The sequence below is a fragment of the Azonexus sp. MM2026_4 genome (assembly GCF_055901855.1).
The window spans coordinates 3,413,269-3,430,613 of the sequence record NZ_CM148380.1; the positions used below are offsets into that span (position 1 = coordinate 3,413,269).

The 17,345-nt window shown below is 60.2% G+C and carries 12 protein-coding genes, 4 tRNA genes and 1 pseudogene; all 17 read left to right on the plus strand.

Going from position 1 to position 17,345, the window contains the following annotated elements; all coding sequences use genetic code 11:
* Window positions 1-6: 6 nt before the first annotated feature.
* The 17 genes and pseudogenes from AC0KWY_RS15995 to fusA all read left to right on the plus strand — a co-directional run bounded on the left by AC0KWY_RS15995 (window position 7) and on the right by fusA (window position 17,329).
* Window positions 7-315, plus strand: coding sequence for a c-type cytochrome (locus AC0KWY_RS15995; RefSeq protein WP_474026482.1), 309 nt, complete (start codon window positions 7-9; stop codon window positions 313-315).
* A gap of 115 nt (window positions 316-430) precedes the next feature.
* Window positions 431-515 (plus strand) — tRNA-Tyr (locus AC0KWY_RS16000).
* Between the two features lie 40 nt (window positions 516-555).
* Window positions 556-629, plus strand: a tRNA-Gly gene (locus tag AC0KWY_RS16005).
* Between the two features lie 30 nt (window positions 630-659).
* Window positions 660-734: transfer RNA gene (locus AC0KWY_RS16010), tRNA-Thr, on the plus strand.
* A 53-nt stretch (window positions 735-787) separates the two neighbouring features.
* The gene (tuf, locus tag AC0KWY_RS16015) at window positions 788-1,978 is read left to right on the plus strand and encodes an elongation factor Tu (RefSeq protein ID WP_474026483.1); all 1,191 of its coding nucleotides are present in this window, start codon (window positions 788-790) and stop codon (window positions 1,976-1,978) included.
* A 60-nt stretch (window positions 1,979-2,038) separates the two neighbouring features.
* Window positions 2,039-2,114: transfer RNA gene (locus AC0KWY_RS16020), tRNA-Trp, on the plus strand.
* Between the two features lie 24 nt (window positions 2,115-2,138).
* Window positions 2,139-2,492 carry a preprotein translocase subunit SecE gene (gene secE / locus AC0KWY_RS16025; RefSeq protein WP_474026484.1) on the plus strand — a complete coding sequence of 118 codons (354 nt, stop codon included), beginning with the start codon at window positions 2,139-2,141 and terminating at the stop codon, window positions 2,490-2,492.
* Complete coding sequence (gene nusG / locus AC0KWY_RS16030; RefSeq protein WP_474026485.1) at window positions 2,489-3,022, plus strand: transcription termination/antitermination protein NusG; 534 nt, start codon at window positions 2,489-2,491, stop codon at window positions 3,020-3,022. Before secE ends, nusG begins: the two co-directional genes overlap by 4 nt.
* A 102-nt stretch (window positions 3,023-3,124) precedes the next feature.
* A complete protein-coding gene (gene rplK, locus AC0KWY_RS16035) occupies window positions 3,125-3,556 on the plus strand; it encodes a 50S ribosomal protein L11 (protein ID WP_275707754.1) in 432 nt (143 codons plus the stop codon).
* A gap of 1 nt (window position 3,557) precedes the next feature.
* Window positions 3,558-4,253: a 50S ribosomal protein L1 gene (gene rplA / locus AC0KWY_RS16040; protein ID WP_474026486.1), complete on the plus strand. Its 696-nt coding sequence runs from the start codon at window positions 3,558-3,560 to the stop codon at window positions 4,251-4,253.
* Window positions 4,254-4,475: 222 nt separating this feature from the next.
* A complete protein-coding gene (gene rplJ, locus AC0KWY_RS16045; RefSeq protein WP_474026487.1) occupies window positions 4,476-4,973 on the plus strand; it encodes a 50S ribosomal protein L10 in 498 nt (165 codons plus the stop codon).
* A 38-nt stretch (window positions 4,974-5,011) separates the two neighbouring features.
* Complete coding sequence (gene rplL / locus AC0KWY_RS16050; RefSeq protein WP_474026488.1) at window positions 5,012-5,380, plus strand: 50S ribosomal protein L7/L12; 369 nt, start codon at window positions 5,012-5,014, stop codon at window positions 5,378-5,380.
* A 206-nt stretch (window positions 5,381-5,586) separates the two neighbouring features.
* A pseudogene (rpoB, locus tag AC0KWY_RS16055) lies at window positions 5,587-9,871 on the plus strand (DNA-directed RNA polymerase subunit beta).
* A gap of 21 nt (window positions 9,872-9,892) precedes the next feature.
* Window positions 9,893-14,104, plus strand: coding sequence for a DNA-directed RNA polymerase subunit beta' (rpoC, locus tag AC0KWY_RS16060; RefSeq protein WP_474026489.1), 4,212 nt, complete (start codon window positions 9,893-9,895; stop codon window positions 14,102-14,104).
* A gap of 154 nt (window positions 14,105-14,258) precedes the next feature.
* A complete protein-coding gene (rpsL, locus tag AC0KWY_RS16065) occupies window positions 14,259-14,636 on the plus strand; it encodes a 30S ribosomal protein S12 (protein WP_011286083.1) in 378 nt (125 codons plus the stop codon).
* Between the two features lie 110 nt (window positions 14,637-14,746).
* On the plus strand, window positions 14,747-15,217 hold the full coding sequence (rpsG, locus tag AC0KWY_RS16070; RefSeq protein WP_474026490.1) for a 30S ribosomal protein S7: 471 nt from the start codon (window positions 14,747-14,749) through the stop codon (window positions 15,215-15,217).
* Window positions 15,218-15,235: 18 nt separating this feature from the next.
* Window positions 15,236-17,329 (plus strand): elongation factor G, encoded by a 2,094-nt coding sequence (fusA, locus tag AC0KWY_RS16075; RefSeq protein ID WP_474026491.1) that lies wholly within the window; start codon window positions 15,236-15,238, stop codon window positions 17,327-17,329.
* Window positions 17,330-17,345 lie beyond the last annotated feature (16 nt).

A 17,345-nucleotide genomic window follows, 5' to 3' on the forward strand; every position in this document is an offset into this window, starting at 1 on the left:
AGAAATATGAAAGCTGCTTACATTGCCATGATGGTTGCCGCTGGTGTCGTGGTGGCCGGTCAGGCGCACGCCGACGAAGCCCTGGCCAAGGCCAAGGGTTGCATGGCTTGTCACGCCCTCGACAAGAAGCTGGTTGGGCCCGCCTACAAGGATGTTGCCGCCAAGTACAAGGGTGACAAGGGTGCCGTTGCGACCCTGGCAGCCAAGGTGATTGCTGGTGGCAAGGGCAACTGGGGCGCGATCCCGATGCCGCCGAACAAGGTTACCGATGACGAAGCCAAGAAGCTTGTCACCTGGGTGTTGTCGGTCAAGTGATTTGATCGTCTAGTCTGAATATTGAAAAGCCGGCTTCAGCCGGCTTTTTGTTGTGAATTTCTCGTCTAGCCTGTTGACAGGGGGGGCGACGCTCTGGATAATCCCGGCTTCTCCCGGAGGGGTACCCAAGCGGTCAACGGGAACAGACTGTAAATCTGTCGGCTCTGCCTTCGAAGGTTCGAATCCTTCCCCCTCCACCAGATTGATGCTGTAGCGGTTTGTGCTGCGGGTAGGGGTTAAGCGGGTGTAGCTCAATGGTAGAGCTGAAGCCTTCCAAGCTTAAGACGAGGGTTCGATTCCCTTCACCCGCTCCACGACGCGGTACGGCTGGAGTTTTAAGGTAGGCCCATGTGGCTCAGTGGTAGAGCACTCCCTTGGTAAGGGAGAGGTCGGCAGTTCGATCCTGCCCATGGGCACCACCGATTAGCTTTGATTCTGGATTGTTTGCTAATTTGATTATTGAGGAACTGGAATGGCTAAGGAAAAATTCGAGCGTACCAAGCCGCACGTCAACGTTGGCACGATTGGTCACGTTGACCACGGCAAGACGACGCTGACCGCTGCGATCACGACGGTGCTGTCCGCCAAGTTCGGCGGTTCGGCGAAGAAATACGACGAAATCGATGCGGCGCCGGAAGAAAAGGCCCGTGGTATCACGATCAATACCGCGCACGTCGAATACGAAACCGCCAATCGTCACTACGCCCACGTTGATTGCCCGGGCCACGCCGACTACGTCAAGAACATGATCACCGGTGCCGCCCAGATGGACGGCGCGATCCTGGTCTGTTCCGCTGCTGACGGCCCGATGCCGCAGACGCGCGAGCACATCCTGCTGGCCCGCCAGGTTGGTGTGCCGTACGTTCTGGTGTTCATGAACAAGTGCGACATGGTTGACGACGCCGAGCTGCTCGAGCTGGTCGAAATGGAACTGCGCGAGCTGCTCTCCAAGTACGACTTCCCGGGCGACGACACGCCGATCATTCACGGTTCGGCGCTGAAGGCGCTGGAAGGTGACCAGTCCGAAATCGGCGAGCCGTCGATCTTCCGTCTGGCCGACGCGCTGGATTCCTACATCCCGACGCCGGAGCGCGCTGTTGATCAGCCGTTCCTGATGCCGGTCGAAGACGTGTTCTCGATCTCGGGTCGCGGTACGGTTGTGACCGGTCGTGTCGAGCGCGGCATCGTCAAGGTTGGTGAAGAAATCGAAATCGTCGGTATTCGTCCGACGGTCAAGACCATCTGTACCGGCGTTGAAATGTTCCGCAAGCTGCTCGATCAAGGTCAGGCCGGCGACAACATCGGCGCGCTGCTGCGCGGCACGAAGCGTGAAGACGTCGAGCGTGGCCAGATTCTGTGCAAGCCGGGTTCGGTCAAGCCGCACACCCACTTCACGGGCGAAGTGTACGTTCTGTCGAAGGATGAAGGTGGTCGTCACACCCCGTTCTTCAACAACTACCGTCCGCAGTTCTACTTCCGTACGACCGATGTGACCGGCGCGATCTCGCTGCCGGAAGGTACGGAAATGGTCATGCCGGGTGACAACGTGGCGATGACGGTCAAGCTGATTGCGCCGATCGCCATGGAAGAAGGCCTGCGTTTCGCCATTCGCGAAGGCGGTCGTACCGTCGGCGCCGGTGTCGTCTCCAAGATCATCGAGTAATCGGTTGTTCTTTTGAACAAGGCGCTTCGGGCAACCGAGGCGCTTTGATGTTTCTGCAGCAGGGGTGTAGCTCAATTGGTAGAGCAACGGTTTCCAAAACCGTAGGTCGGGGGTTCGATTCCCTCCGCCCCTGCCACTCTCTTTAAAGATCGCGAACGTCATGGCTGACAAGATCAAGTTCTCGCTGGCGCTGGTGCTACTGGCTGCTGGCGTGGCTGGCTTCTATCTGCTTTCCGAGCAGGCAATGATTTTGCGCGTCCTGGCGGTTCTGGCCGGTTTGGCTGTGGCAGCAGCGGTCGCCTGGAAGACTGCTCAGGGGCAGCGCTTCTTTGCCTTTGCCAACGAATCCGTGGTTGAGGCGCGCAAGGTCGTCTGGCCCACGCGCAAGGAAACGATGCAGACCACGGCGATGGTGTTTGCCTTCGTTGTCGTCATGGCGCTCTTCCTCTATCTCACCGACAAGAGCCTGGAATGGGTGCTGTACGACCTGGTTCTCGGCTGGAAGAAATCATGAGCAAACGCTGGTACGTCGTGCATGCCTACTCCGGTTTCGAGAAAAGCGTGATGCGCGCCATTCAGGAGCGCGTCAATCGTCTCGGGATGCAGGAGAAGTTCGGTCAGATCCTGGTGCCGGTGGAAGAGGTCGTCGAAATGAAGGGCGGCCAGAAGTCCATTTCCGAGCGCAAGTTCTTTCCGGGCTACGTGCTGGTCGAAATGGAGATGGACGACGAGACCTGGCACCTGGTAAAGAATACGCCCAAGGTCACCGGCTTTGTCGGTGGTACGGCCAATCGTCCGGCGCCGATTTCCCAGAAGGAAGTCGACAAGATCATGCAGCAGATGCAGGAAGGGGTCGAGAAGCCCCGTCCGAAGGTGCTGTTCGAAGTGGGTGAGGTGGTTCGGGTCAAGGAAGGTCCGTTCACCGATTTCCATGGTTCGGTCGAAGATGTGAATTACGAGAAGAATCGTCTGCGCGTTTCGGTGACCATTTTCGGTCGGGCGACGCCGGTCGAACTGGAATTTGGTCAGGTCGAAAAGTCCTGACCCTGGTTTAAAGGCCTGCCGGGGCCTCGAATCCGGCAAGAGGAGCGTCATTAGTCGCCTCGGCGACGAGAACGCGCTACCACTCAACTTCTAGGAGCTATTATGGCCAAGAAAATTGTTGGCTTCATCAAGCTGCAAGTCCCGGCCGGGAAGGCGAATCCGTCGCCCCCGATCGGCCCCGCGCTGGGTCAGCGCGGTCTGAACATCATGGAATTCTGCAAGGCCTTCAACGCCCAGACGCAAGGCGTCGAGCCGGGTCTGCCGATTCCGGTTGTCATCACTGCCTATGCGGACAAGTCCTTCACCTTCGTGATGAAGACCCCGCCGGCAACGATCCTGATCAAGAAGGCTGCCGGCATCAAGTCCGGTTCGGCCAAGCCGCATACCGACAAGGTTGGCAAGATCACGCGCGCCCAGTGCGAAGAAATTGCCAAGACCAAGATGCCTGACCTGACGGCTGCCGACATGGAAGCCGCCATCCGCACCATCGCCGGCTCCGCCCGTTCGATGGGCATTACCGTGGAGGGTCTGTAACATGGCCAAGCTCACGAAGAAGCAAAAGGCTCTTGCCAGCAAGGTCGTTCCGCAAAAGCTCTATCCGCTGCAGGAAGCCCTGGTTCTGGCCAAGGAAACCGCAGTTGCCAAGTTTGACGAATCGATCGACGTCGCCGTCAATCTCGGCGTCGACGCGCGCAAGTCCGACCAGGTCGTCCGCGGCTCCGTCGTCCTGCCGGCAGGTACCGGCAAGACCGTTCGTGTCGCCGTTTTTGCTCAGGGCGAAAAGGCTGAGGCCGCCAAGGCTGCTGGCGCCGATATCGTCGGCTTCGACGATCTGGCTGCTGAAGTCAAGGGTGGCAACCTGAATTTCGACATCGTCATCGCCACGCCGGATGCCATGCGGATTGTCGGTCAGCTCGGCCAGATTCTCGGTCCGCGCGGTCTGATGCCGAACCCGAAGGTCGGCACCGTGACGATGGATGTCACCACCGCCGTCAAGAACGCCAAGGCCGGTCAGGTCCAGTACCGCACCGACAAGGCCGGTATCGTGCATGCCACGATCGGTCGTGCTTCGTTCTCCGTGGAAAATCTGGAAACCAACCTGAAGGCGCTGATCGACGCGCTGAACAAGGCCAAGCCGGCTGCAGCCAAGGGCCAGTACCTGAAGAAGGTTGCTGTTTCCGCCACCATGGGTCCCGGCGTTCGCGTCGATCAGGCCACCCTGGCTGGCTAAGAAGTACTTTGGGTCGTAGCCGGCGGTTCCGACTGCCGGCTGCGAATCGTCAAAGACCGCAGGTGCCCTTTCCGGGGCTTAATCGCGAAAGCATCCTGCGCAGACGGTGTTCCCGAAACGGATTTTTGCCGATCGCCATTGATCGGTGGGCTTCTGGTTCAGGTCGCCGTAGGTGCGGTGGAATTTCTCCACCGCGTTATGACTTGAAAGGAGGAAAGACCTGTGGGTCTCAATCTGAATGACAAAAAAGCCGTCGTGGCTGAGGTGTCGGCACAAGTAGCCAACGCCCAGACGATCGCGATCGCCGAATATCGTGGCATCGAGGTGGGAGATCTCACCGTGCTGCGCCGGAAGGCTCGCGAGTCTGGCGTTTACTTGCGCGTGCTGAAAAACACCCTGGTGCGTCGTGCCGTGGAAGGCACCGAGTTTGCCGGCCTGGCCGAGCACATGGTTGGACCGCTGATTTACAGCGTTTCCGCCGACCCGGTAGCTGCTGCGAAGGTCCTCAACGACTTCGCCAAGACTAACGACAAGTTGGTGCTCAAGGCCGGTTCCTATGCCGGCAAGGTGCTCGACAAGGCTGGCGTGCAGGCTCTTGCCTCCGTGCCGAGCCGCGAAGAGCTGCTCTCCAAGCTGCTGTACGTCATGCAGGCTCCGCTCGCCGGCTTCGTCCGTGCGCTCGACGCCCTGGCCAAGCAGCGCGAAGAAGCTGCCGCTTGATCCTTACCGCATACGAACTGAATTAGGAGTTTATTGAAATGGCAATTAGCAAAGAAGACATCCTGGAAGCCGTCGGCTCCCTGACCGTTATGGAACTGAATGACCTGGTCAAGGCATTCGAAGAGAAGTTCGGCGTTTCCGCCGCTGCCGTCGCCGTTGCCGGCCCGGCTGCTGCTGCCGCTGCCGTCGAAGAGCAGACCGAGTTCACCGTTGTCCTGACCGGCGCTGGTGAAAAGAAGGTTGAAGTCATCAAGGTCGTCCGCGCAGTCACCGGCCTGGGCCTCAAGGAAGCCAAGGACCTGGTCGACGGTGCCCCGAAGCCGGTCAAGGAAGGCATTGCCAAGGCCGACGCCGAAGCGCTCAAGAAGCAACTGGAAGACGCTGGCGCCAAGGTCGAAATCAAGTAATCGATTGCAGCCTTGCGGGCTGGTGGTTTTCGCCACCAGCCCTTTTGTGCTTCATTAAACGGTTTTTATCTGAAGACCTCCGCTCGACTACCTGCCTGCCGGCAAACGCAAATCGAGATTTCCCGCTCCCTCAGGACCGGGCGATCCGCTTTGCGTTTGCCTGTTTCCACAGGTCCGACATCTGATTCAACCTTCACGGAGTTACCATGACTTACTCCTTCACCGAGAAGAAACGCATCCGCAAGAGCTTCGCCAAGCGTGCGAGCGTCCTTGAGGTTCCCTTCCTGCTCGCCACGCAGTTGCAGTCGTTTACCGACTTCCTGCAGGCCGAGGTGCCGGCGGAGCTGCGCAAGAACGAAGGCCTGCAGGCTGCGTTTACTTCCATTTTTCCGATTGTCTCCCATTCCGGAAACGCTCGGCTGGAGTTTGTCAGCTATGCCCTCGGCGAACCGGCTTTCGATGTCGTCGAATGTCAGCAGCGCGGCCTGACTTTTGCCGCCTCGCTACGCGCCCGCGTGCGCCTGGTCCTGATGGATCGGGAAACCCCGGATACGGTCAAGGAAGTCAAGGAACAGGAAGTCTACATGGGCGAAATCCCGTTGATGACGACCAACGGTTCCTTCGTCATCAACGGTACGGAACGGGTCATCGTTTCCCAGTTGCATCGTTCGCCGGGTGTGTTTTTCGAGCATGACCGCGGCAAGACGCATAGTTCCGGCAAGCTGCTGTTCTCCGCCCGCGTCATTCCCTACCGCGGTTCCTGGCTCGATTTCGAGTTCGATCCGAAGGATTCCCTGTTCTTCCGCGTCGACCGCCGTCGCAAGATGCCGGTGACGACGCTGCTCAAGGCACTGGGCATGTCCTCGGAAGAAATTCTTGCCGAATTCTTCGATTTCGACCTGTTCAAGCTTTCCGGCGAGAAGATTGAATTCACGCTGATGCCCGAGCGTCTGCGCGGCGAAGTGGCGCGCTTCGACTTCGTGGGGCCGGACGGCAAGGTCATCGTCGCCAAGGACAAGCGGATCACCGCCAAGCACATCCGCGATATCGCCACCGCTGGCATCAAGCAGATCGTCGTTCCCGAGGAGTTCCTGCTGGGGCGCGTGGTAGCGCGCGACATCGTCAACACGACCTCCGGCGAAATCGTCGCCAACGCCAACGACGAAATCACCGAGACCCTGCTCGCCAAGCTGCGCGAAGCCGGTATCTCCAGCGTCGAAACGCTCTACACCAACGATCTCGATCGTGGTGCCTTCATTTCCAACACCTTGCGCGGCGACGAAACTGCGTCCCGCCAGGCGGCGCGGATCGCCATCTACCGGATGATGCGTCCGGGCGAGCCGCCGACGGAAGAAGCCGTGGAAATTCTCTTCAACGGCCTCTTCTACTCGGACGAGCGCTACGATCTTTCCGGTGTCGGCCGGATGAAGTTCAATCGCCGTCTCAGTCGTGAAGACGTGGTTGAGCACAAGGTCATGGTCAGGGGCCTGGCGTCGCGTGCCGAGGCGGCACTGAAGAACCTCGCCGAAGCTTCCGGTTTTGCTCTGGAAACCATCCAGGAACTGGTTGCCGGTCTGCCTTTCGGCGCCCGCGCCTTGAGCGAGAACCTGACCAAGGCCGTAGCCGATGAACTGGCCGCCCGCATCAAGCCGCTGGGTGCCAACGTCGAAGTCCGCGAACAACTGACGCTGTCGCCGCGCGATATCGTCGACGTGATCAAGGTTCTGGTCGATCTGCGCAATGGACGCGGCGATATCGACGATATCGATCACCTGGGCAACCGGCGTGTCCGCTCGGTCGGCGAACTCGCCGAGAACCAGTTCCGCGCTGGTCTGGTCCGCGTCGAACGCGCCGTCAAGGAGCGTCTGAGCCAGGCCGAATCCGACAACCTGATGCCGCACGACCTGATCAACGCCAAGCCGATCAGCGCCGCGATCAAGGAGTTCTTCGGTTCCAGCCAGTTGTCGCAGTTCATGGATCAGACCAACCCGCTGTCGGAAATCACCCACAAGCGCCGCGTCTCGGCCCTTGGTCCGGGCGGTCTGACCCGCGAACGCGCTGGCTTCGAAGTGCGCGACGTGCATCCGACGCACTATGGCCGCGTCTGCCCGATCGAAACGCCGGAAGGTCCGAACATCGGTCTGATCAACTCGCTGGCGCTGTTCGCCCGCGTCAACAACTACGGCTTCATTGAAACCGCCTACCGTCGCGTGGTCGACAGCAAGGTGACCAATGAAATCGATTACCTGTCGGCGATCGAAGAAGGCAACTACGTGGTTGCCCAGGCCAACGCCAAGCTCGACGGCGAAGGCCGTCTGGCCGACGATCTGGTGACCTGCCGCGAGAAGGGCGAAACCATTCTCGCCGAACCGTCGCGCGTCCAGTACATGGACGTGGCGCCGGGCCAGATCGTTTCCGTTGCTGCCTCGCTGATTCCCTTCCTTGAGCACGACGATGCGAACCGCGCGCTGATGGGCGCCAACATGCAACGCCAGGCCGTTCCCTGTCTGCGTCCGGAAAAGCCGCTGGTCGGTACCGGCATCGAGCGCACCGTCGCCGTTGACTCGGGTACTGCCGTCGTCGCCCTGCGTGGCGGTGTCGTCGACTACGTCGATGCCGGCCGGGTTGTGGTCCGTGTCAACGACGATGAAACCGTTGCCGGTGAAGTCGGTGTCGACATCTACAACCTGGTCAAGTACACCCGTTCCAACCAGAACACGAACATCAACCAGCGGCCGATGGTCAAGATCGGCGACATCATCGCCAAGGGCGACGTGGTTGCCGACGGCGCTTCGACCGACAAGGGTGAACTGGCGCTCGGCCAGAACATGCTGATCGCGTTCATGCCGTGGAACGGCTACAACTTCGAAGACTCGATCCTGATCTCCGAACGCGTCGTTGCCGAAGACCGCTACACCTCGATCCACATCGAGGAACTGACGGTCGTCGCTCGTGACACCAAGCTCGGTCCCGAGGAAATCACGCGCGACATCGCCTCGCTCGGCGAAGTGCAACTGTCCCGCCTGGACGATGCCGGTATCGTGTACATCGGTGCCGAAGTGCACGCCGGTGACGTCCTGGTCGGCAAGGTCACGCCCAAGGGCGAAACCCAGCTGACGCCGGAAGAAAAGCTGCTGCGCGCGATCTTCGGCGAGAAGGCGTCCGACGTGAAGGACACCTCGCTGCGCGTGCCGGCCGGGATTGCCGGTACCGTCATCGACGTTCAGGTGTTTACCCGCGAAGGCATCGAGCGCGACAAGCGCGCCCAGTCGATCATCGACGAGCATCTGCGCCACTACAAGCTCGACCTCGCCGACCAGATGCGTATCGTCGAACGCGACGCCTTCGAGCGTATCGGTCGTCTGATCCTCGGCAAGAAGGCCAACGGTGGTCCGAAGAAGCTGGCCAAGGGCACGGTCATCGACCAGGCCTACCTGGACGGCATGGACCCGCACCACTGGTTCGACATCCGTCTGGCCGACGACGAGATTGCGCTGCAACTCGAACAGGTCAAGGAAGGCCTGGAACAGGCACGCAAGGACTTCGACGTCGCTTTCGAAGCCAAGCGCAAGAAGCTGACGCAGGGCGACGAACTGCCGCCGGGCGTGCAGAAGATGGTCAAGGTCTATGTTGCCGTCAAGCGTCGCCTGCAGCCCGGCGACAAGATGGCCGGCCGGCACGGTAACAAGGGTGTCGTTTCGCGCATCCTGCCGGTCGAGGACATGCCCTACATGGCCGACGGCCGTCCGGTTGAACATCGTTCTGAACCCGCTCGGCGTGCCGTCGCGGATGAACGTCGGGCAGATTCTCGAAGTCCACCTCGGCCTCGCTGCCAAGGGTCTTGGCCACAAGATCGGCGACATGCTGCGCCGTCAGGCGACGGCCAAGGAAGTGCGTGGTTTCCTCGAAGAGGTGTATAACAGCAAGGGTAAGCCGGAAGATCTGGATTCGCTGACCGACGCCGAAATCCTCGAAATGGCGGGCAACCTCAAGGAAGGTGTGCCGTTCGCGACGCCGGTCTTCGATGGCGCCAAGGAAGAAGAAATCAAGGCCATGCTGGCCCTCGCCGGCATGCCGTCTTCCGGTCAGATGACGCTGTTCGACGGCCGTACCGGTGATGCCTTCGAGCGTCAGGTGACGGTTGGCTACATGCACTACCTGAAGCTGCACCACCTGGTCGACGACAAGATGCACGCCCGTTCGACCGGTCCATACTCGCTGGTTACCCAGCAGCCGCTGGGCGGCAAGGCGCAGTTCGGCGGTCAGCGCTTCGGGGAAATGGAAGTGTGGGCGCTGGAAGCATACGGCGCCTCGTACGTGCTGCAGGAAATGTTGACCGTCAAGTCCGATGACGTGAATGGCCGTACCAAGGTGTACGAGAACATCGTCAAGGGCGAGCACAGGATCGATGCCGGCATGCCGGAATCGTTCAACGTGCTGGTCAAGGAAATCCGTTCGCTGGCGATCGATATCGATCTGGAACGTTACTGATTAGGGCTCAGGAGTTAAACGATGAAAGCATTGCTCGACCTGTTCAAGCAGGTGACCGCCGAAGAAGAATTCGACGCGATCACCATTGGCCTCGCTTCGCCTGAAAAGATCCGTTCCTGGTCCTACGGCGAAGTCAAGAAGCCCGAAACCATCAACTACCGCACCTTCAAGCCGGAACGTGACGGCCTGTTCTGCGCCAAGATCTTTGGCCCGATCAAGGATTACGAATGCCTGTGCGGCAAGTACAAGCGTTTGAAGCATCGCGGCGTGATCTGCGAGAAGTGCGGCGTCGAAGTGACGCTGGCCAAGGTTCGCCGTGACCGCATGGGTCACATCGAACTGGCCTCGCCGGTCGCCCACATCTGGTTCCTCAAGTCGCTGCCGTCGCGTCTGGGCATGGTCCTCGACATGACGCTGCGCGACATCGAGCGCGTCCTCTATTTCGAAGCCTACGTCGTCACCGACCCGGGCATGGTCTCCAACCTGCAGCGCGGTCAGCTGCTGACCGAAGACCAGTACCTCGAGATGATGGAAGAGCATGGCGACGAATTCCAGGCGCTGATGGGCGCCGAGGGGATTCGCGAGATGCTGCGCAACCTCGACCTCAACATCGAAGTCGAGAACCTGCGCGCCGAACTCGACGTCACCGGTTCGGAAGCCAAGAACAAGAAGCTGGCCAAGCGCCTGAAGATCCTCGAAGGTTTCCAGAAGTCGGGCATCAAGCCGGACTGGATGATCCTTGAAGTGCTGCCGGTGCTGCCGCCCGACTTGCGCCCGCTGGTGCCGCTGGACGGCGGTCGTTTCGCGACCTCCGATCTGAACGACCTCTACCGTCGCGTCATCAACCGCAACAATCGCCTGAAGCGCCTGCTCGAACTGAAGGCGCCGGACATCATCGTGCGCAACGAAAAGCGCATGTTGCAGGAAGCGGTCGACAGCCTGCTCGACAACGGTCGCCGCGGCAAGGCGATGACCGGCGCCAACAAGCGCCCGCTGAAGTCATTGGCCGACATGATCAAGGGCAAGGGCGGCCGTTTCCGGCAGAACCTGCTCGGCAAGCGCGTCGATTACTCCGGCCGTTCGGTCATCGTCGTCGGTCCGCAACTCAAGCTGCACCAGTGCGGCCTGCCCAAGCTGATGGCACTGGAACTGTTCAAGCCCTTCATCTTCCACAAGCTGGAAGTCGGCGGCTACGCGACGACGATCAAGCAAGCCAAGAAGATGGTCGAGAGCCAGGAACCGATCGTCTGGGACATGCTCGAAGACGTCATCCGCGAACACCCGGTCATGCTGAACCGCGCGCCGACGCTGCACCGCCTGGGTATCCAGGCCTTCGAGCCGACCCTGATCGAAGGCAAGGCGATCCAGTTGCACCCGCTCGTTTGCGCGGCTTTCAACGCCGACTTCGACGGTGACCAGATGGCCGTCCACGTGCCGCTGTCGCTGGAAGCGCAGATGGAAGCCCGGACCCTGATGCTGGCTTCGAACAACGTGCTGTCGCCGGCCAACGGCCAGCCGATCATCGTCCCGTCGCAGGATATCGTTCTCGGTCTGTACTACGCCACCCGCGAGAAGATCAACGCCAAGGGCGAAGGCATGTACTTCGCCGACATCGCCGAGATCGATCGCGCCATGGCTGCCAGCGAGCTCGACATCCACGCCCGTATCTCGGTGCGTCTGAAGCAGTACGAGCCGGCCGCCGTCGACGGCGAATGGACCGAGAAGATGGTCCGTGTCGAAACCACCGCCGGCCGCGCGCTGCTTTCGCGCATCCTGCCCAAGGGCCTGCCGTTCAAGGCGATCGACAAGGCGCTGAAGAAGAAGGAAATCTCCAAGCTGATCGACGAATCCTTCCGTCGCTGCGGCCTCAAGGAAACCGTCATCTTCGCCGACCAACTGATGCAGAACGGTTACCGCCTGGCAACCCGCGGTGGCATTTCCTTCTGCTCCGACGACATGCGTGTCCCGGCCAAGAAGCACGAGATCATTGCCGCGGCCGAAGCCGAGGTCAAGGAAATCGAAACCCAGTACACCAACGGTCTGGTGACCCAGGGCGAACGCTACAACAAGGTCGTCGATATCTGGGGCCGCACCGGTGACCAGGTTGCCAAGGTGATGATGGACGAACTCGGCCACGAGGAAGTCATCGACCGCCACGGCAAGAAGGTCAAGCAGGATTCGTTCAACTCGATCTACATGATGGCCGACTCCGGCGCCCGCGGTTCTGCGGCGCAGATTCGCCAGCTGGCCGGTATGCGCGGCCTGATGGCGAAGCCGGACGGCTCGATTATCGAGACGCCGATCACCACGAACTTCCGTGAAGGTCTGAACGTTCTTCAGTACTTCATCTCGACCCACGGCGCCCGTAAGGGTCTGGCCGACACCGCGCTGAAGACCGCCAATTCCGGTTACCTGACGCGTCGTCTGGTCGACGTGACGCAAGATCTGGTGATCACCGAAGATGATTGCGGCACCCGCAACGGCTTCGTCGTCAAGGCGCTGGTCGAAGGCGGTGAAGTCATCGAGGCACTGCGCGAGCGGATTCTCGGCCGCGTTACGGTCGACGACCTGGTCAACCCGGAAACCCAGGAAACCGTGATTTTCGCCGGCACCATGCTCGACGAAGACCTGGTCGACCTGATCGACAAGCTCGGCATCGACGAAGTCAAGGTCCGTACCCCGCTGACCTGCGATACGCGCTACGGTCTGTGCGCCAAGTGCTATGGTCGCGATCTCGGCCGCGGTACGATGGTCAACGCGGGCGAATCGGTCGGCGTCATCGCCGCCCAGTCGATCGGCGAACCGGGCACGCAGCTCACCATGCGGACCTTCCACGTCGGTGGTGCGGCCTCCCGGGCCGCTGTCGCCTCGCAAGTCGAAGCGAAGTCCGCCGGTACCGTGCGCTACACGTCGAACATGCGTTTCGTGACCAGCGCCAAGGACGAAAAGGTTGTCATTTCCCGCTCCGGCGAAGTGCTGATTACCGATGACCACGGTCGTGAACGCGAGCGTCACAAGGTGCCGTACGGCGCCATGCTGGCGGTCGATGAAGGCAAGGCGGTCAAGGCCGGTGCCAAGCTGGCGACCTGGGATCCGCACACGCGTCCGATCATCACCGAATACGCCGGTACCGTGCGTTTCGACAACGTCGAGGAAGGTGTCACCGTTGCCAAGCAGATCGACGATGTGACCGGTCTGTCGACCCTCGTCGTCATCGACAACAAGCGTGGCGGCAAGGCCTCGGCCAAGGGCTTGCGTCCGGTCGTCAAGCTGCTCGATGACGCCGGTCAGGAAGTCAAGGTGCATGGTAGCGAGCACACAGTCTCGATTGCCTTCCAGGTTGGCTCGATCATCTCGGTGGTCGACGGCCAGCAGGTCGGCGTCGGTGACGTGCTGGCGCGGATGCCGCAGGAATCGGCAAAGACTCGCGACATCACCGGTGGTCTGCCACGGGTTGCCGAGCTGTTCGAAGCCCGTACTCCCAAGGATGCTTCGGTGCTGGCAGAAGTCACCGGCACCATCAGCTTCGGCAAGGACACCAAGGGCAAGCAGCGCCTGGTCATCACCGATCTCGAGGGCGAGCAGCACGAGTTCCTGATTTCCAAGGACAAGCACGTGCTGGTGCACGATGGTCAGGTGGTCAACAAGGGCGAGAAGATCGTCGAAGGCGAGCCGGATCCGCACGACATCCTGCGTCTGCAGGGTGTCGAGGCCCTGGCCCGCTACATCACCGACGAAGTCCAGGACGTTTACCGTCTGCAGGGTGTGAAGATCAACGACAAGCACATCGAGGTGATCGTTCGCCAGATGCTGCGTCGGGTAACCATCGTCGATCCGGGTGACACCAAGTTCATCAAGTCCGAGCAGGTCGAGCGGGCGGAGCTGTTTGCCGAGAATGACCGGATCGTCGCCGAAGGCAAGTTGCCGGCGATCTACGATCACATGCTGCTCGGTATCACCAAGGCTTCGCTGTCCACCGACTCCTTCATTTCGGCGGCGTCCTTCCAGGAAACCACCCGAGTTCTTACCGAAGCCGCAATCATGGGCAAGCGCGACGAACTGCGCGGTCTCAAGGAAAACGTCATTGTCGGTCGTCTCATCCCGGCCGGCACCGGCTTGGCCTATCACCGCAGTCGCAAGGCTCAGGTGGCCGGCGAGGACATCGCGGCGGATCGGCCGTTCGAAGGTGCCGTTGTCGAAAATGCAACACAGGAGGCCGATCAAGGTCTCTGAGGCGTAGGGCAACCCCCGCGTCACGTTGACAAGGGGGTTGATCAACCATAGAATCTATGGTCTTTGTCGGCAGAGACTAATCATTGTCTCTGCTATGGATAACAAAATTGCCGTCGTGCCCCGTCCGGGGCCTGGCTGTTGAAGGAAGTTTGATATGCCGACCATCAACCAGCTCGTGCGCAAGCCGCGCGTCGCCGAAAAGGCCAAGAGCAAGGTTCCTGCGCTGGAAAAGTGCCCGCAAAAGCGTGGCGTCTGCACCCGCGTTTACACCACCACCCCGAAGAAGCCGAACTCCGCGCTGCGCAAGGTTTGCAAGGTTCGTCTGACGAATGGCTTCGAAGTGATTTCCTATATCGGCGGTGAAGGCCACAACCTGCAGGAGCACTCCGTGGTCCTGATCCGTGGTGGTCGCGTCAAGGATTTGCCCGGTGTGCGTTACCACACCGTGCGCGGCTCCCTGGATACCCAGGGCGTCAAGGATCGCAAGCAGTCCCGTTCGAAGTACGGGGCGAAGCGTCCGAAGGCTGCCTGATTCAATCAGCGGCTTGAGTAAGTGGTCGTCCGTCTGGGCGGCCGAGAGGGCCGGGGGGGTGAAAACCTCTTCCCGGCTTTTCAACTGAATAGTGATCAAGAGAGGTTGATATGCCCCGTCGTCGTGAAGTACCCAAGCGTGACATCCTGCCGGACCCCAAGTTCGGTAGCGTCGAAGTCTCCAAGTTCATCAATGCCGTCATGCAAAGTGGCAAGAAGTCGGTTGCCGAGCGCATCGTTTATGGTGCCTTCGACATCGTCAACAAGAAGTCTGGCAAGGACCCGCTGGAAGTGTTCGGTGCGGCCATGTCCAACATCAAGCCGATGGTTGAAGTGAAGTCGCGTCGCGTTGGTGGTGCCAACTACCAGGTGCCTGTCGAAGTCCGCCCGGCGCGTCGCGCCGCGCTGGCCATGCGCTGGTTGCGCGAATTCGCACGCAAGCGTTCGGAAAAGTCCATGGGTCAGCGTCTCGCCGCCGAGATGCTCGAGGCCTCGGAAAATCGTGGTGGTGCCGTCAAGAAGCGCGACGAAGTCCACCGCATGGCCGAAGCCAACAAGGCCTTCGCGCACTTCCGCTTCTAATCTACCGAGGGCTTTATCGTGGCACGTAAGACACCTATCGAGCGCTACCGTAACATCGGCATCAGCGCCCACATCGACGCCGGCAAGACCACCACGACCGAGCGCATCCTGTTCTACACCGGTGTGAATCACAAGATCGGTGAAGTGCATGACGGCGCCGCCACCATGGACTGGATGGAGCAGGAGCAGGAGCGCGGTATCACCATCACTTCGGCTGCTACCACCTGTTTCTGGAAGGGGATGGACAATTCGTTCCCGGAGCATCGCTTCAATATCATCGATACCCCGGGACACGTTGACTTCACGATCGAAGTCGAGCGCTCGATGCGCGTCCTGGATGGCGCCTGCATGGTGTACTGTGCGGTCGGTGGTGTTCAGCCGCAGTCCGAGACCGTCTGGCGTCAGGCAACCAAGTACAAGGTGCCGCGTCTGGCCTTCGTGAACAAGATGGACCGCTCCGGTGCCAACTTCTTCAAGGTCGTCGACCAGATGAAGACGCGCCTGAAGGCCAGCCCCGTGCCGATCGTCATTCCTATCGGCGCCGAAGATACTTTCGAGGGTGTTGTTGACCTGCTGAAGATGAAGGCCATCTACTGGGATGAAGCGTCTCAGGGCATGAAGTTCGATTACCGCGACATTCCGGCCGAACTGCTTGAAACTGCGCAAACCTGGCGTGAGCAAATGGTCGAGGCGGCTGCAGAAGCCTCCGAAGACCTGATGAACGAATATCTCGAAAATGGCGAGCTGCCGGAAGAGAAGATTCGCGAAGGGCTGCGCCTGCGTACCCTGGCCTGCGAAATTCAACCGATGCTGTGCGGTACCGCTTTCAAGAACAAGGGTGTGCAGCGCATGCTGGACGCCGTTGTCGAGCTCCTGCCGTCGCCGGTCGATATTCCGCCGGTTCAAGGTGTTGACGAGCATGAGCGCGAGGTGTCGCGCAAGGCCGATGACAGCGAGAAGTTCTCGGCTCTGGCTTTCAAGCTGATGACTGACCCGTTCGTCGGCCAGCTGACCTTCATCCGGGTTTACTCCGGCGTGCTTGCCTCGGGTGCCAGCGTGTACAACTCGGTCAGGGGTAAGAAGGAGCGCATTGGTCGTATCCTGCAGATGCATGCCAACAACCGGGAAGAAATCAAGGAAGTTCTGGCAGGCGACATCGCTGCTTGCGTCGGCTTGAAGGAAGTCACCACCGGTGAAACCCTGTGTGATCCGGACGCGCCGATCATTCTTGAGCGCATGGTTTTCCCGGAGCCGGTGATTCACGTTGCCGTCGAACCGAAGACCAAGGCCGACCAGGAAAAGATGGGTATTGCGCTGGGTCGTCTGGCGGCGGAAGATCCTTCGTTCCGTGTCCGCACCGACGAAGAGTCCGGGCAGACCATCATCTCCGGTATGGGCGAACTGCACCTCGACATCATCGTCGATCGCATGAAGCGCGAATTCAACGTTGAGGCCGCCGTCGGCGCGCCGCAGGTTGCCTATCGCGAATGCATCAAGAAGGCGGTCGAACAGGAAGGTAAGTTCGTCAAGCAATCCGGTGGTCGCGGTCAGTTCGGTCACGTCTGGCTCAAGATCGAGCCGAACGAGGCTGGCAAGGGCTACGAGTTCGTCGACGCCATCAAGGGCGGCGTCGTTCCGCGTGAGTACATTCCGGCGGTCGACAAGGGCCTCCAGGATGCGATCGGCAGCGGCGTCCTCGCCGGCTTCCCGGTGGTCGACGTCAAGTTTACGCTGTTCGACGGTTCCTACCACGACGTTGACTCGAACGAAAACGCCTTCCGCATGGCTGCTTCGATGGCCTTCAAGGAAGGTATGAAGAAGGCTGCGCCGACGCTGCTTGAGCCGATGATGGCGGTCGTTGTCGAGACGCCGGAAGACTACATGGGCAACGTCATGGGTGACCTGTCGTCGCGTCGTGGCATCGTTCAGGGCATGGAAGACCTGCCGGGCGGCACCAAGGAAGTTCGCGCCGAAGTTCCGCTGTCGGAAATGTTTGGTTACGCCACTTCCCTGCGTTCGCTGTCGCAAGGTCGCGCGACCTATACGATGGAATTCAAGCACTACGCCGAAGCGCCGAAGAATGTCGCTGAAGCTGTCATCAACAAGAAGTAATCCTTTATTGGAGACC